At 76.1% G+C, this 15,391-nt stretch carries 12 protein-coding genes; 7 read left to right on the top strand and 5 right to left on the bottom strand.

Annotated features, from left to right (window positions below; translation table 11 throughout):
• Positions 1-526: 526 nt before the first annotated feature.
• Together ABZ920_RS25805 and ABZ920_RS25800 are read right to left on the bottom strand one after the other, a co-directional pair.
• Entirely contained in the window at positions 527-1,816 is a 1,290-nt protein-coding gene (locus ABZ920_RS25805; RefSeq protein ID WP_361509502.1) for a PH domain-containing protein, read from the bottom strand.
• Positions 1,817-2,178: 362 nt separating this feature from the next.
• Positions 2,179-2,679, bottom strand: coding sequence for a PH domain-containing protein (locus ABZ920_RS25800; protein ID WP_361509499.1), 501 nt, complete (start codon positions 2,677-2,679; stop codon positions 2,179-2,181).
• Between the two features lie 31 nt (positions 2,680-2,710).
• Here ABZ920_RS25800 and ABZ920_RS25795 point away from each other — a divergent pair, with 31 nt between their 5' ends.
• Positions 2,711-3,862 (top strand): NADH-quinone oxidoreductase subunit D, encoded by a 1,152-nt coding sequence (locus ABZ920_RS25795; RefSeq protein WP_361509496.1) that lies wholly within the window; start codon positions 2,711-2,713, stop codon positions 3,860-3,862.
• A gap of 253 nt (positions 3,863-4,115) precedes the next feature.
• Here the strand turns inward: ABZ920_RS25795 and ABZ920_RS25790 are convergent, their stop codons facing one another.
• Positions 4,116-5,063 carry an SAM-dependent methyltransferase gene (locus ABZ920_RS25790; protein WP_361509540.1) on the bottom strand — a complete coding sequence of 316 codons (948 nt, stop codon included), beginning with the start codon at positions 5,061-5,063 and terminating at the stop codon, positions 4,116-4,118.
• Between the two features lie 310 nt (positions 5,064-5,373).
• On the opposite strand from ABZ920_RS25790, the gene ABZ920_RS25785 reads away from it, so the two are divergent.
• The 3 genes from ABZ920_RS25785 to ABZ920_RS25775 all read left to right on the top strand — a co-directional run bounded on the left by ABZ920_RS25785 (position 5,374) and on the right by ABZ920_RS25775 (position 8,039).
• On the top strand, positions 5,374-6,579 hold the full coding sequence (locus ABZ920_RS25785; protein WP_361509493.1) for a sensor histidine kinase: 1,206 nt from the start codon (positions 5,374-5,376) through the stop codon (positions 6,577-6,579).
• Positions 6,580-6,703: 124 nt separating this feature from the next.
• Positions 6,704-7,375 (top strand): response regulator transcription factor, encoded by a 672-nt coding sequence (locus tag ABZ920_RS25780; RefSeq protein WP_361509490.1) that lies wholly within the window; start codon positions 6,704-6,706, stop codon positions 7,373-7,375.
• Between the two features lie 31 nt (positions 7,376-7,406).
• Positions 7,407-8,039 carry an AAA family ATPase gene (locus ABZ920_RS25775; protein WP_361509487.1) on the top strand — a complete coding sequence of 211 codons (633 nt, stop codon included), beginning with the start codon at positions 7,407-7,409 and terminating at the stop codon, positions 8,037-8,039.
• A 102-nt stretch (positions 8,040-8,141) separates the two neighbouring features.
• On the opposite strand, the gene ABZ920_RS25770 is transcribed toward ABZ920_RS25775, so the two are convergent.
• Positions 8,142-9,248, bottom strand: a complete 1,107-nt coding sequence (locus ABZ920_RS25770; RefSeq protein WP_361509484.1) for a DUF5937 family protein — start codon at positions 9,246-9,248, stop codon at positions 8,142-8,144.
• Positions 9,249-9,838: 590 nt separating this feature from the next.
• A complete protein-coding gene (locus ABZ920_RS25765) occupies positions 9,839-11,062 on the bottom strand; it encodes a beta-eliminating lyase-related protein (protein ID WP_361509481.1) in 1,224 nt (407 codons plus the stop codon).
• Between the two features lie 425 nt (positions 11,063-11,487).
• Here ABZ920_RS25765 and ABZ920_RS25760 point away from each other — a divergent pair, with 425 nt between their 5' ends.
• The 3 genes from ABZ920_RS25760 (at position 11,488) to ABZ920_RS25750 (ending at position 15,390) form a co-directional block, all read left to right on the top strand.
• Positions 11,488-12,438 carry a DUF2520 domain-containing protein gene (locus tag ABZ920_RS25760; protein ID WP_361509478.1) on the top strand — a complete coding sequence of 317 codons (951 nt, stop codon included), beginning with the start codon at positions 11,488-11,490 and terminating at the stop codon, positions 12,436-12,438.
• Positions 12,439-12,526: 88 nt separating this feature from the next.
• Positions 12,527-13,519 (top strand): pantoate--beta-alanine ligase, encoded by a 993-nt coding sequence (gene panC / locus ABZ920_RS25755; protein ID WP_361509475.1) that lies wholly within the window; start codon positions 12,527-12,529, stop codon positions 13,517-13,519.
• Complete coding sequence (locus tag ABZ920_RS25750) at positions 13,516-15,390, top strand: L-aspartate oxidase (RefSeq protein ID WP_361509472.1); 1,875 nt, start codon at positions 13,516-13,518, stop codon at positions 15,388-15,390. Before panC ends, ABZ920_RS25750 begins: the two co-directional genes overlap by 4 nt.
• Position 15,391: the final 1 nt, after the last annotated feature.

Below are 15,391 nucleotides of genomic sequence, written 5' to 3'. Positions count from 1 at the left end.
CCGGCAGGGCGCACGAGCGGCCGCGGAGGTACGCGACGGACGAGCGAATGCGGGCGGACGGCCGCCGACCGGCGGGCAAGGACGCCGACCGGCGGACGACTGGACGCGCACGAGCGGATGCCGACTGCCGGGTGAGCGGACGCCGACGAGCACCCGACGGACGAGCGGATGCCGACGAGCGCGCGACGGACGAGGGGACCCGGCGAGCGGTCGAGCGGACGCGGACGAGCGGACCCGGCGAGCGGGTGAGCTGACGCCGACGAGCGGACGGACAAGCCGAGAGACGGTACGGGCACGGCACGGGCGCGGTTCCTGAGGGAGCCGCGCCCGTCGCGTACGCGCGGGCCGTGCGCGTCCTGGGCCGCAGGGAACGTCCGGTGCCCGGCTGCCGAGCCGCCGGCCGCCGCGCCGGGGCCTCGTGCGGGTCTCCGGCCGCCCGGCGCCCGCTCCGGCCGCCCGGCGCCCGCTCCGGCCGCCCGCCGCCCGCTCCGGCCGCCCGAAATACGCGGCCCGCCGGGGCGGTGGGTCACGTCATCCAGCGGTCCGGCCGCGCCCGCCTCCGGCCCGTGCGGGATCTTTCCGCCTGCTCCCGCAGCAGCTCCGCCGCCTGGCCGGCGTCCCGCAGGCGCGCCGTCACCGTCTTGTTCGCGCCCGTGTCCACGTGCACGTCGGCGAGGTTGAACAGCCGTTCCCACGGCCCCTGCGTCAGCCGGACGCTCTGCACCTTCGCGTGCGGCACCAGCGCGAGCCGACGCCGCAGCAGTCCTTGCCGCGCCGCGAACACCGCGTCGGTCACGACGAGTCCGTACCCCCGCCACCACACCGGCGCGCAGCGCCCCGCACGCCGCGGCGGGCGCTCCGCGGAGGCCACCGGCGGCACCGTCGCCCCCGGCAGCACCCGCGCGACCACCGACTCGGCGATCTCCCGCGGGGCCACCGGCAGCAGGACGGAGTTCGACGAGCCGGCCACGTCCAGCTCCACGCGCACCCAGCCGCGCCGGCGCCACCACAGGGGCTCGACGATCCGCACGGTCTGCACCCGCCCGGGCGGCACCGTCTCGTGGGTGCGGTCCAGCAGGCCCCGGTCGATGCGCAGCCCGTCCGGCGACTCGCCCACCGTCCAGTCGTACTCGGCGACGAACCGCCCCGCGCTGCTCGCCCCGGCCGCGCCGAGCAGGGGCAGCGCGACCGCGAGTACCGTCCACAGCTGGTGGGTGGCCAGCCACAGCAGCGGCGGGACGACGAGCGCGGCGGCCAGCGAGCCCCAGGTCGCGCCGGTGAGCAGCAGCGAGACAGCGAGGACGCCGGGCGGCACCCGTACGAGCCGGCGCGCGGGTGCCTCGCCGACCTCGGGGGCCGTCTCCGGGGCGAATCCGGCCGCCCGCGCGAGCAGTTCGGCCCGCAGCGCCCGGGCCTCCTCCTGGCCGAGGAAGGCCAGTTCGTCGCGCCGCTCCGCTCCGGCGACGTCGAGTTTGAGCTTCGCCACGCCGGCGATCCGGGCGAGCAGCGGCTGGGTGACGTCCACGGCCTGGATGCGCTCCAGCCGGATGTGCGCGGTGCGGCGGAACAGCAGGCCGGTGCGGATGCGCAGCTCGCCGCCGGTGACCGCGAAGTGGGTGAACCACCAGGTCAGAAAGCCGTATGCGGCGGCCGTCGGCAGGAGCACCGCCAGCCCGATCAGCAGGCCGGTCGTCGACAGCCGGGTCAGCTGCTCGCGCGCCTGGTCGGGGTCGTGCACGGCCCATCCGGCGAACACGGCGACCGGCGCCCAGGCCCGCCTGAACGGCGTCACGGGGTGCAGCCGCCGCTCGATCACGGCGCGCGCCTCCCGGGTGGCCGGCTGCCCGGCGCGCGTCTCGGTTCCGTTTTCCGTCCGGGCGGCCGGCTGTCCGGCGGGCGTCGTCGCTCGGTTTTCCGGCCGGGCCGTCGGCTGTCCGCCGTACGTCGCCGGTCCGTCTTCCGGCCGGGTGGGCGGCTGTCCGGCGGGCGTCGTCGCTCGGTCTTCCGGCGGCCGGGTGGTCGGCTCCCCGCCGTACGTCCCCGGTCCGTCTTCCGGCCGGGCGGTCCGGTCCCCGGCGTGCGCCTCGGGTCCGGTCGGCGCGCGTACGGCCTCCTCGCCCGGGTGTGGCCGCCCGCCGGGGTCGCCCGGTGCGGGGGCCTGCCCGCCGCCCGCGGCCGTCACAGCCCCGCCGATCGGGCCTCGCCGAGCTCGGTGAGCCGGTCGCGCAGCCGCTCCGCCTCGGCCGGGTCGAGCCCGGGGACCGTCGCGTCGGTCGCGGCGGCGGCCGTGTGCAGCTGCACGGTGGCCAGCCCGAAGCGCCGCTCGACGGGCCCGGAGGTGACCTCGACCAACTGCATCCGGCCGTACGGCACGACGGTCTCCTCCCGCCACAGCACGCCCCGGCTGATCAGCAGGTCGTCGGCGCGCTCGGCGTACCGCCAGGAGCGCCAGTTCCGGCCGAGCAGCACCCAGCTCCAGGCCATGAGGGCCAGCGGCAGCAGTGCGAAGGCGGCCCACGCGGGTCCGGCGAGCACCCCGAGCAGCAGCCCGAGGACCAGGGCGAGCAGCCCCAGCCACACCACCGCCAGCCGCCGCCGCATCCGCAGCAGTCCCGGGTGCAGCCCGGTCCAGACCGGTTCGTCCGCCGCCCGCAGATCGTCCCGGCTCCCCGTCTCCATGGGGCAAGCGTACGTAGGAGAGACTGTGTGCATGACTCCTACGACGGAGACCACGGTCGGAATCGGCGGTGCCGCGGAGAGCACCGACATGGTGCTCAACATCGGCCCCCAGCACCCGTCCACCCACGGCGTGCTGCGGCTGCGGCTGGTACTGGACGGCGAGCGCATCAGGCGCGCGGAGCCGGTGATCGGCTACATGCACCGGGGCGCGGAGAAGCTGTTCGAGGCGCGGGACTACCGCCAGATCATCATGCTGGCCAACCGCCACGACTGGCTGTCGGCCTTCTCCAACGAGCTGGGCGTCGTCCTCGCCGTCGAGCGGATGCTCGGCATGGAGGTCCCGGAGCGCGCGGTGTGGACCCGCACGCTCCTTGCCGAGCTCAACCGGGTGCTCAACCACCTGATGTTCCTCGGCTCCTACCCGCTGGAACTCGGCGGGATCACGCCGGTCTTCTACGCCTTCCGGGAACGCGAGGTCCTCCAGAACGTCATGGAGGAGGTGTCCGGCGGCCGGATGCACTACATGTTCAACCGGGTCGGCGGACTCAAGGAGGACCTGCCGGCCGGCTGGACCACCCGCGCGCGTGCCGCCGTCGCCGCCGTCCGCTCGCGCATGGACGTCTTCGACGATCTGGTGCTCGGCAACGAGATCTTCCGGGGGCGCACGCGGGGCGTGGGCGTGCTCACGCCGGAGACGGTGCACGCGTACGGCGTGAGCGGGCCGATCGCACGCGCCTCGGGTGTCGACTTCGACCTGCGGCGCGACGAGCCGTACCTGGCCTACGGGGAGCTCCAGGACACCCTGAAGGTGGTCCTCCGGCAGGAGGGCGACTGCCTCGCCCGCTTCGAGTGCCTGCTGGAACAGACGCACAACGCCCTCGACCTCGCCGACGCCTGCCTCGACCGGCTGGCCGGGCTGGCCCCGGGCCCGATCAACCAGCGGCTCCCGAAGGTGCTGAAGGCGCCCGAGGGCCACACGTACGCGTGGACCGAGAACCCGCTCGGCATCAACGGCTACTACCTGGTCAGCAAGGGCGACAAGACGCCGTACCGGCTGAAGCTGCGCTCGGCCTCGTACAACAACATCCAGGCCCTGACCGAGCTGCTGCCGGGCACGCTGGTCGCCGACATGGTGGCGATCCTCGGCTCGATGTTCTTCGTGGTGGGCGACATCGACAAGTAGGGCGGCCCCCGGCGGGCAGGCCCGGGCCCCTCGGCGGGCAGGCCGGGTTTCGGCACCGGGCAGCCGGGCGGGTGCGGGCGCCGAGAAGCGCGCGGGAACACCGGCCGCCCTTTCCGGACGGCGGGCGGCGATGCGGAGGAGCCGCGCGGGAGCACCGGCCCTCTCCGGACGTCGGGCGGCGAACCGCCGGTGCAGCGTGCGCGGTGCCGGGCCGGAAGCCGGGCGGGCTCACAGACGCCCGGCGGCCGTCCGGTCAGGCGGGAAGGACGTCCGCGATGCCCACCCGCTGCAGCAGCCACCCGAAGTCCCCGAGGCCGCCCGGCGCGGTGAGTTCGGCGGCCTCTCCGGCGCGCGCGAGGGCGCGTACGTAGTCCGCCGGGTGCGTGGAGGCGAGGGCGAGGGAGGGGCGCGCGCCGGTGATCCCGAGGGCGTGCAGGGCTTCCCGCTGCGTGAGCAGGCGTGCGCCGCCGCCGGGCACGCGGGCGGCGCACGCGTCCAGGGCCACATGCGCCGTGATGTCGCACGAGCCGTCCGGCACGGGCGCCGTCTCCCGCCCCTCCCGGAAGCCGGTGAGCGTGCCGAAGGGCGGCCTGGTGTCCGCCGTGTGCGCGTAGTCGACGGCGACGGCGAGGCCCCGGGTGACGCGGGCGGCCGCGTCGGCCCACGCGATGTCCCTCGGCAGGCCGATCTCCGCCCGCAGACCGGGCTCGGCGGGCTGCGGCCACCACCGCGCCAGCCACTCCGCCTCCGGCCCCGCGACCGGATCCCCGAGCCGTTCGGTGCCGTCCGGCCGGACCAGCACGCGCCGCGGCACGCCGGCGGCATCCACCTCCGTCACCTCCACCGGCACGTTGTCCAGCCACTCGTTGGCGAACAGCAGCCCGGTGACGCCGTCGGGGGGCGCGCTCAGCCACTCGATCCGCGGGTCCAGCTCCGGGGGCCGGCCGGCGATCTCCACGGCGTACACGTGCGTGCGGGCCGCCACGTCCGCGGGCAGCGCCGCCAGCACCCCGGCGGCCAGCTCGCCCCGTCCGGCCGCCATGTCCACGAAGTCGAGGGCGCCGGGCCGGCCCAGCGCGTCGTCCACCCGGCACAGCAGGCCCGCGACGGCACGGGCGAACAGGGGCGAGGCGTGCACCGACGTGCGGAAGTGCCCGGCCGGCCCCTCGGGCCGCCGGTAGAAGCCGCCGGGCCCGTACAGCGCCGCCTCCGCCGCCGCCCGCCAGCCGCGCCATCCGCCCCCGGCAGCCCCGCCCGCCGGGCCGTCCGCAGCCCCGCCTTCCGGGCCGTCCGCCGCCCCGCCTTCCGGGCCGTCCGCCGCCCCGCCTTCCGGGCCGTCCGCCGCGCCGCCCGCCCGGCCGCCCGTCGCGCCGTCCGCCGTGTCGTCCACCACCCCGCCAGACTAGGCGCACACGTGATCACGGCATCCACCTTGGGGAGTACGAGGGTGGTACACGGATCGGCCCTCCGGTTGACCCCTGCACTCATCTCGTATCCCTACGCTGGGTCACGTGCAGCGCCTCTATGACTTCCTCCGCAGACACCCGGCGTGGGTCGACGGCTTCTGGGCCGTCGTCCTGCTCGGGCTCTCCGCGGTGAGCACCTTCAGTGTCAACGGGGTGCGGGACCACCACGGATCGCTCGGCGGGGGACTGGCCGTCTGCGTCGTGCTGAGCGTGGTCGTGGCGCTGCGCCGCCGCATGCCGGAGAAGATGCTGCTGCTCGCGGTCGCGGCGGGGGTGGCGCAGCTGGTGCTCGACGTCGAGACGACGCCCGCCGACTTCGCGATGCTGGTGATCATCTACACGGTCGCCGCGATCGGCGCCCGCTGGGCCTCCCGGCTCGCACTGGTGGGCGGGCTGGGCGCGGCGACCCTCGCGCAGATCCGGTGGCCGCAGGCCGACACGGGCGTCCTGGGCAACGTCGCGATAGCCGTCTTCCAGACGGTGCCCTTCGCGCTGGCCTGGGTCCTCGGCGACTCCATGCGCACCCGCCGCGCCTACTTCGCGCAGCTGGAGGAGCGCGCCGCCCGTCTGGAGAAGGAGCGTGAGGCCCAGGCCAAGGTCGCCGTCGCCGCCGAGCGCGCCCGGATCGCACGCGAGCTCCACGACGTCGTCGCGCACAACGTCTCGGTGATGGTGGTGCAGGCCGACGGCGCCGCCTACGTCCTCGACGCCGCGCCCGACCAGGCCAGGAAGGCCCTGGAGACCATCTCCTCCACCGGCCGCCAGGCACTGGCCGAGATGCGCCGCCTGCTGGGCGTGCTGCGCACGGGTGAGCACCAGGAGGGCGGCGAGTACGTCCCCCAGCCCGACGTCGAGCAGATCGAGGACCTCGTGGAGCAGTGCCGGGGCTCGGGCCTGCCCGTCGACTTCCGGGTCGAGGGCACTCCGCGGCCGCTGCCCAGCGGCGTCGAGCTCACCGCGTACCGCATCGTGCAGGAGGCGCTGACGAACACGCGCAAGCACGGAGGCCCGAACGCGGGTGCGAGCGTGCGGCTGGTCTACTTCGACGACGGCCTCGGCCTGCTCGTCGAGGACGACGGCAAGGGCGCCCCGCAGGAGCTGTACGAGGAGGGCGGCGCCGACGGCCAGGGGCACGGTCTGATCGGCATGCGCGAGCGGGTCGGCATGGTCGGCGGCACCCTGGACGCGGGCCCGCGGCCCGGCGGCGGCTTCCGCATCAGTGCCCTGCTGCCGCTGAAACCGGCACACTGACCCCGCCGGCGCTCCCGCCGGCCCCGGCCACGGCCGGACCCGCCCCGCCGGCCCCGCCCGGCCGCCCCGCCCTGGCCCGTCGCAGACCGACGGACACCGACGGACACCGATGGAAGAGGACCCGATGACGATCCGCGTGATGCTCGTCGACGACCAGGTGCTGCTGCGCACCGGGTTCCGGATGGTGCTCGCCGCCCAGCCGGACATGGAGGTCGTCGCGGAAGCGGGCGACGGCGTCGAGGCCCTCCAGGTGCTGCGCGCGACCCAGGTCGACGTGATCCTCATGGACGTGCGCATGCCGAAGCTGGACGGCGTGGAGACCACGCGCCGGATCTGCGCGGAGCCCGAGCCGCCGAAGGTGCTCATCCTGACCACGTTCGACCTCGACGAGTACGCCTTCACCGGGCTGAAGGCGGGCGCCTCCGGCTTCATGCTCAAGGACGTGCCCCCGGCCGACCTGCTCGCCGCCATCCGCGCCGTGCACAGCGGTGACGCCGTCGTCGCGCCCTCCACCACCCGCCGCCTGCTCGACCGCTTCGCGCCGATGCTGCCCAGCGCGGCCAAGGAGCCGCGGCACGACGGGCTGGACCGGCTCACCGACCGCGAACGCGAGGTCATGGTCCTCGTCGCGCAGGGCCTGTCGAACGGCGAGATCGCCGCCCGGCTGGTCCTGTCGGAGGCGACGGTGAAGACGCACGTCGGCCGCATCCTGACCAAGCTGGGCCTCCGCGACCGGGTGCAGGTGGTCGTGCTGGCCTACGAGACGGGGCTCGTCCGGGCCGGCGGACACGGCTGACCCGTGCCGCGCGCGTCGGTGGGGTGCGCGCATGCTCCTGTGGATCAACGGGCCCTTGGGGGTGGGCAAGACACAGACCGCGCACGAGGTCCAGCACCGCCTGCCCGGCAGCGTCGTCCGTGATCCGGAGCACGCCGGCTTCGGGCTGCGCCGCACGCTGCCTCCCCGGCTGCGCGGTGACTTCCGGGACCTGGCGTCCTGGCGGCAGGGCGTGGTGGAGGTCCTGGACCTCGCGCTGTCCCGGCACGACGGGGTCGTCATCGCGCCGATGACGGTCACCGACTCCGGTCACTTCGCCGAGACGGTCGGGCGGCTGCGTGAACGCGGGCACGACGTACGGCACTTCACCCTGCTCGCCGAACGGCAAACGGTGCTGCGGCGGTTGCGGGAGCGCGGTCTGGGCCGGGCCGTCCGGTACGCCGCCGGGAAGAAGGCCGCACCGGGCGGGGACACGGGGGCCGTCCGGCAGCTCGACCACTGCCTTCGGCGGCTGCGGGAACCGGAGTTCGCCGAGCACCTGTGGACCGACCGCACGACCGTGCCGAAGACCGCGGACCGCATCGCCGTCCTGGCCGGGCTGACGCCGAGGCCTCACCGGGAGGGCCCGCTGCGGACCAGACTGCGGCAGGCGCGGGTGGGCGTGCGGCACATCCGCTTCGACTGAGCTCGTGCCGGGCGGCGCCGCTCCCGGCCGCGGAGCAGGGCGGGAGCGGGCCCCGCGCAGGCCCGGGGGAGCGCGGCGGGGCACGTCCGGCGGGCCCGTCCGCTAGCGCAGGAGCGCTTCGAGGAAGTCGCTGCCCAGCCGGGCCACCATCGCGACGTCCAGCTGGTGCAGCACGTACCGCCCGCGGCGCCGGGTGGTCACCAGGCCCGCCTTCTTCAGCGCGCCCAGGTGCCGCGATATCTCCGGCGCCGTCATGCCGTGCATCCGGGTCAGCTCGCCGGTGGTGAAGGCGCTGCGGGCCAGGCTGCGGCACAGCCGCATCCGCACGGGGTGGGACAGCGCCGTCATCCGCAGGGTCAGCTGCTCCACCGTGGGCGGGCTGGCCGGCTCGGACGAGCCGACCGGGTAGTGCAGCACCGGCTGCCAGCCGTACCGGTGCAGCACCATCAGGTGCGGCCGGCCGAGGCTCGTCGGTACCAGCAGCAGACCGCCGTCCGCCGTGGCCGTGCGGCCCTCGCCCAGCTTGTCCACGGTGATCCGCCCGGCGGCCTCGTCCAGCGCCACCGCGGGCGACACCGCCGCCAGCGCCTCGGCCAGGCCCTTGCGGCGCAGCAGTTCGGTCTTGTGGCGGGCGTCGGCCGCGAGCTGGTGGCGCAGCCGCGACCAGATCTCGGCGAAGAAGGCCTCGTCGCAGTCCTGGAGGAACTGCCGCAGCCAGGACCGGATGCGGGGCGGGTCGGCCAGCAGCCGTTCGCCGAACCGCGCCTGCCGCGGCCCGCGCGCGGCGGCCACTTCCAGCGCGCGGCGGCGCAGGACGGCGTCGGAGAGCGGGCCGGGCCCCGGTGTGCTGTAGGGGAGCGCGCAGCTGAACTCCAGTGCCGCGTCCACGAACTGCTCGTCCGACAGCTTGTCCAGCAGGTCCAGCTCCTCCGCGAGCGTCCGGCCCGGCAGCGCGATGCCGCCGGGCAGGCCCGCGTACGGCAGGAAGAGGTCGGAGAACGCCGTCCGCCACAGGAAGTCGGCCTCGCACATCCGGTCGGCCAGGTGGCAGTCGAGCCGGGCCGTCACCGCCGTCACCCAGCCCTGGAGGGCCGGGTGGTGTCCCGGCTCGGACAGGGCGTGCAGCGCCATGCCCAGCTCGGCCAGGGGCGAGGGCACGACGGCGACCCTCTCCGGCCGCAGCCCCGCGATGTCGATGCGCACGCTCATGCCCTCATGGTGCACCCGGCCGCCGACAACGCGTCCCCGCCGGGTGCCGGGTGCCGGGTGCCGGGTGCCGGGTGCCGGGTGCCGGGCGTCGGCACTGGGCCCCTGCCGGGTGCCGGGCGTCGGCAACGGGCCCCCGCCGGGCCCCGGCTCCGACAACACGACCCCGCCGGGCGTCGGCCGTCGAGCCGCGACCTCGCGCCGATGCGCCACGCGGAGCCCGATGCGCCGGCGCGGGCGCAACGCCCCGTCACGGATGCCCGTGCGCCTGCAGATGCCGGTGCGCCGACGCTCCGCAGCCCGGCAGCCCGGCAGCCCGGCAGCCCGGCCATCGGCCAGTCGGGACTCCCGTCCCCGTTCCTCCGCCGCCCGTCCGGACAGCCGCGCGCTGGTGCCGCGACAGACAACGTTCGCCCCGTCGCGACGCCCGGCACGCGCCCCCGTCCTCGAACCGGCTCACGGCTCGGACGGGGGCCCCCTTCGCCGCCCCGGCCGGAAGCCCCGGTACATCCAGTACGAGGGCGTCCCGCCGGCACGCCGGGAGCACGCACCGGACGCCGCTCCTCGACGGGCGAACGTTGCCGGCCGCGGCACTAACTCCCCGCTCCCGTGTCCGGCTCCCGCCGGCCGGCCTCGGCGGTGAGCCGGGAGACGAAGTCCGCGACCGCCGCCTTCACGTCGTCCGCCGTCCATTCCAGGCCCGGCGCCTGCACGGAGACCTCGGTCGCGGCGATGCCCGGGCCCCGGGCCTCCCAGCCGCCGGCGAAGAGGACGGTGCGCGTCTCCTCGGCCGTGCGGACCGCGGCCGCGGCGACGACATCGGGGTCGTACGGCAGCCAGACCTGGAACTGGTGCGTGTGCGGCGTCGCCGGGTGGACGGCGGACCACGGCACTCCGGCCTCGGCGAACCCCTCGCGCAGCGCGGCCGCCACCAGGTGCGCGTGCCGCACGTACGAGGGGAGCCGGGGCAGCTCCCGCTCCAGCCCGACGAGCGCGGACAGCGCCGTCGGGAACTGCTGGAACATCATCCCGCCGTACCGGTGCCGCCAGACCTTGGCCTCCTCCACGAGCGTCCGCGGCCCGGCGAGCGCCGCGCCGGCGTAGCCGTCGAGGGACTTGTAGAACGACACGTACACGCTGTCCGCCAGCCCGGCGATCTCGTCCAGCGGGCGGCCGAAGTGGACGGTGGTCTCCCACAGCCGCGCGCCGTCGAAGTGCACCACCGCGTCCCGTTCGCGCGCCGCCTCGACCACCTCGGTGAGCTCCTGCCAGGAGGGCAGGACGAAACCGGCGTCCCGGAGCGGGAGTTCCAGCATCAGCGTCCCGAACGGCTCCTCGACGCCGCGTACCTCGTCGGCGGTGGGCAGCCGCGGCTCGCTCGTCAGCCGCACCGTACGGAGCCCGCTGACCTGGCTGAGCGCGTGCCGCTCGTGCACCTCGGGGTGGGCCATCGGGTGCAGCGCGACGGCCGGGTCGCCGGTGCGGCCGGCCCAGCACCGCAGGGCGACCTGCTGGGCCATCGTGCCCGTCGGGAAGAACGCGGCGGCCTCCTTGCCGAGCAGCGCGGCGACCTTGTCCTCCAGGGCCTCGACGACGCCGTCGCCGTACATGTCGGAGGGCTCGTCGAGGTCGTACACGTCTCCCGCCTGCTGAAGGAGCGCGAGCCGCTCCCGGAGCGTGCCGAGGGAACCGGGGTGCCCGAGGATGCGCTCCGCGCGCCGGTTCGCCTCCTGGCGCCGCTCACGGAGGCGCTTGCGCCGGTCCTCTCCCGACTGCTGCTCCGCCTGCCGTATGTCCTGCCCCGCCGTATCGCTCATGAGCCGGATCATCCCTCGGTCGGGTACCGGCGGGCACCCGTATTACCCGTGATCTTCAGGCCCCCCGCCCGACCCCGCCCCCCCGCCCGACCCCGCCCCCCCGCCCGACCCCGCCCCCCGCCCGACCCTGGCCCGCACCCCGGCGCCCGCGGTCCTGTCCCGCCGTGTCCGCGCCCGCGGCCGTGTCCCCGCGTCCGCGGCCGCGTCCCCCACCGGCCCGCCGCCGTATCCCCCGAGGCCATGGCCGGGTCCCCGGCGGCCACCGCGGACCCGGCCGGGCGGCTCCCGCCGCGCCCGTGCCGGGCGGGGTCCCGGCGAGAACCCACAGCCTGTGGACAGCCGGACGCCCGTCGCACCGATAGCGTTAACATGACGAGAAATCGTCCGGTACCCGGAGCGGACTGGAACGGGAAGGCCGTCGTCGCGTGAACACACCCCCTCTGCCAGACCCCAAGGACCGTCCCGCGCGGCTCACCGTCGGCGTCGTGGGCGCCGGCCGTGTGGGTCCCGCGCTGGCGGCGTCCCTCCAGCTCGCCGGGCATCGCCCGGTGGCCGTCTCCGGGGTCTCCGACACCTCCCGGCGCCGCGCCGCCGCCATGCTGCCCGACGTGCCCCTCGTACCGCCCGCCGAGGTGCTGGCGCGAGCCGAACTGGTGCTGCTGACCGTCCCGGACGACAGCCTGCCGGGGCTCGTGGCGGGACTGGTGGAGACCGGCTCCGTCCGGCCGGGGCAGCTGCTGGTGCACACCTCCGGGCGCTACGGCGCCAGGGTGCTGGACCCCGCCCTGCGCGCGGGTGCCCTCCCGCTGGCGCTGCACCCGGCGATGACCTTCACCGGCACGCCCGTGGACGTGCAGCGCCTGGCCGGGTGCTCCTTCGGCGTCACCGCCCCCGAGGAGCTGCGGCTGGCCGCCGAGGCCCTGGTCATCGAGATGGGCGGCGAGCCGGAGTGGATCGCCGAGGACATGCGGCCGCTCTACCACGCGGCGCTCGCCCTGGGCGCCAACCACCTGGTCACGCTGGTGGCGCAGTCCATGGAGCTGCTGCGCGAGGCCGGCGTCGGGGCCCCCGACCGCATGCTCGGGCCGCTGCTCGGCGCCGCCCTGGACAACGCCCTGCGCTCCGGCGACGCCGCGCTGACCGGCCCCGTCGCGCGCGGGGACGCGGGCACGGTGGCCGCGCATCTGACCGAGCTGCGCCGGCACGCCCCGCAGGCCGTGGCCGGGTACGTGGCGATGGCCCGCACGACCGCCGACCGCGCGCTCGCCCACGGCCTGCTCGAGCCCGAGCTGGCCGAGGACCTGCTGGGCGTCCTCGCCGACGACGGGAGCGGCGGCACGGACACCGCCGACGGAGCCGAAGGGGACCCGCGATGACCCGCGCGGCGCTCGCGACGAGCCGGGTGCACCGACACGCAGACCACGGCCGCCCGGTGACGCGCGTGCCCGAGAACGGAGAGGCCCGATGACCACAGCCCTGCTGCGCACCGCCGACGAGCTGCAGGCACGGGTGCGGCGCGGCCGCCGTGCCGTCGTGATGACCATGGGCGCCCTGCACGAGGGCCACGCCACCCTCATCCGCACGGCGCGCGGGATGGCGGGCGGCGACGGGGAGGTCGTCGTCACCGTCTTCGTCAACCCGCTGCAGTTCGGCGCCGGCGAGGACCTGGACCGCTACCCGCGCACCCTGGACGCCGACGTCAAGGTCGCCGAGCAGGCGGGCGCGGACGTGGTGTTCGCCCCGTCCGTGGACGAGGTCTACCCGGGCGGCGAGCCGCAGGTGCGGATCACCGCCGGGCCCATGGGCGAGCGACTGGAGGGCGCCTCGCGCCCCGGCCACTTCGACGGCATGCTCACCGTCGTCGGCAAGCTGCTGCACCTCACCCGTCCCGACCTGGCCCTGTACGGCCAGAAGGACGCCCAGCAGCTCGCCCTGATCCGCCGCATGGTGCGGGACCTCGACTTCGGCGTCGACATCGTCGCCGTGCCCACCGTGCGCGAGGAGGACGGCCTGGCCCTGTCCAGCCGCAACCGCTACCTCTCCCCGCGGGAGCGGCGCACGGCGCTCGCCCTGTCGCAGGCCCTGTTCGCGGGCCGGGACCGGCACGCCGCCCAGGAGGCGCTGCGCGCCCGCGCCCGCGAGGTGCCCTCGACGCGCGCGCGTGCCGAGGCCCTCAGCGCGCTCGGGGAGTCCCGGGCGGCGGCCGACGCGGCCGCCGTCGCCAAGGCGTCCCCCGGCGCGGCCGCCGCCGTCCGCGCGGCCGCCCGGCTGGTCCTCGACGAGGCCGCCCGCCTCGACCCGCCGCTGGAACTGGACTACCTCGCCCTCGTCGACCCGTCCGACTTCACCGAGATCGACGACGACTTCACCGGCGAGGCCGTCCTCGCCGTCGCCGCCCGGGTCGGTGCGACGCGGCTGATCGACAACCTCCCCCTCACCTTCGGAGCCGCCTCGTGACCACCACAGGCATACGACTGCACGCACCCGCCCCCGGCTGGTCCATTCCGGCGGACGTGGTGGTCGTCGGCTCCGGCGTCGCCGGCCTGACCGCGGCCCTGCGCTGCCAGGCTGCCGGCCTGGACACGGTCGTCGTCACCAAGGCGCGCCTCGACGACGGGTCCACCCGCTGGGCGCAGGGCGGCATCGCCGCGGCCCTCGGCGAGGGCGACACCCCCGAGCAGCACCTGCACGACACCCTGGTCGCGGGCGCGGGCCTGTGCGACGAGGAGGCCGTGCGCATCCTCGTCACCGAGGGCCCCGACGCCGTGCGGCGGCTGATCTCCACCGGCGCCCACTTCGACACCGACGACGAGGGCGGCATCCAGCTCACCCGCGAGGGCGGCCACCACCGCCGCCGCATCGCGCACGCCGGCGGCGACGCGACCGGCGCGGAGATCTCCCGCGCCCTGGTCGAGGCGGTCCACGCGGCCGGGAGGGGCGAGCACGAAGCGCTCCCGGGCCGGGCCGGCGGCGGACGCCGGGCGGGACTGCGCACCATCGAGAACGCGCTCGTGCTGGACCTGCTCACGGACGCCGACGGCCGCGCCGCGGGCGTGACCCTGCACGTGATGGGCGAGGGCCAGCACGACGGCGTCGGGGCCGTGCACGCCCCGGCCGTCGTCCTCGCCACCGGCGGCATGGGGCAGGTGTTCTCCGCGACGACCAACCCGGCGGTCTCCACCGGCGACGGCGTGGCGCTCGCCCTGCGCGCGGGCGCTGAGGTCTCCGACCTGGAGTTCGTCCAGTTCCACCCGACGGTGCTGTTCCTCGGCGCGGACGCGGAGGGACAGCAGCCCCTCGTCTCCGAGGCGGTGCGCGGCGAGGGCGCCCACCTGGTCGACGCCGACGGGGTGCGGTTCATGGTCGGACAGCACGAGCTGGCCGAGCTGGCGCCCCGGGACATCGTCGCCAAGGGCATCATGCGCCGCATGCAGGAGCAGGACGCCGAGCACATGTACCTCGACGCCCGGCACTTCGGCGCCGAGATGTGGGAGACCCGCTTCCCGACCATCCTGGCCGCCTGCCGCGCCCACGGCATCGACCCGGTCACCGAGCCCGTCCCGGTCGCCCCGGCCGCCCACTACGCCTCCGGCGGCGTCCGTACCGACTCCCACGGCCGCACCACCGTGCCCGGCCTGTACGCGTGCGGCGAGGTCGCCTGCACCGGCGTGCACGGCGCCAACCGGCTCGCCTCGAACTCCCTGCTGGAGGGGCTCGTCTACGCCGAGCGCATCGCCGCCGACATCGCGGCGGGCGGGGCCGGCGACGGCCCTGCCGCGCGCGTGCCGGAGCCCGTGCCGTGCCCGGAGCAGCCGGCGCACCCGCTGCTCGCCCCCGAGGCCCGGTTCGCGATCCAGCGGATCATGACCGGGGGCGCGGGCGTCCTGCGCTCCGCCGAGTCCCTGGCGCGGGCCGCCGACCAGCTCCAGCGCCTGTACGACGAAGCCCGCGAGGCGCTGGAGGAGCACGGCAAGACGGCCGAGCCGGGCGTCGACACCTGGGAGGCCACCAACCTCCTGTGCGTGGCCCGCGTCCTGGTCGCCGCCGCCCGGCTGCGCGAGGAGACGCGCGGCTGCCACTGGCGCGAGGACCACGCCGACCGCGACGACACGAACTGGCACCGCCACATCGTCGTACGGCTGGATGCGGACCCCGCGCCGGCCGCCCGCGACCACACCTCGGCGCAGGCCGCCCCGCGCCCCGGCGCCCGGGAGCACGAGCGCCCGCATCGCGTCGCGCCCGCCGGCCTGGCCGTGCGCGTCACCGACACCGCAGACTTCCCCCCGACCCGGCCCACCCGGCACCACCCGCGTCCCCAGGAGCAGTGAC

This window comes from Streptomyces sp. NPDC046831 (assembly GCF_040645305.1).
GTDB lineage: Bacteria > Actinomycetota > Actinomycetes > Streptomycetales > Streptomycetaceae > Streptomyces.
This window is presented reverse-complemented; position numbering and strand designations above follow the sequence as displayed.

Coding starts and splice junctions, on each gene's coding strand:
- ABZ920_RS25800 (WP_361509499.1), bottom strand. CDS start 2,679: ATGGAGACGGGGAGCCGGGACGATCTGCGGGCGGCGGACGAACCGGTC.
- ABZ920_RS25795 (WP_361509496.1), top strand. CDS start 2,711: ATGACTCCTACGACGGAGACCACGGTCGGAATCGGCGGTGCCGCGGAG.
- ABZ920_RS25780 (WP_361509490.1), top strand. CDS start 6,704: ATGACGATCCGCGTGATGCTCGTCGACGACCAGGTGCTGCTGCGCACC.
- ABZ920_RS25775 (WP_361509487.1), top strand. CDS start 7,407: ATGCTCCTGTGGATCAACGGGCCCTTGGGGGTGGGCAAGACACAGACC.
- ABZ920_RS25770 (WP_361509484.1), bottom strand. CDS start 9,248: ATGAGCGTGCGCATCGACATCGCGGGGCTGCGGCCGGAGAGGGTCGCC.
- ABZ920_RS25765 (WP_361509481.1), bottom strand. CDS start 11,062: ATGAGCGATACGGCGGGGCAGGACATACGGCAGGCGGAGCAGCAGTCG.
- panC (WP_361509475.1), top strand. CDS start 12,527: ATGACCACAGCCCTGCTGCGCACCGCCGACGAGCTGCAGGCACGGGTG.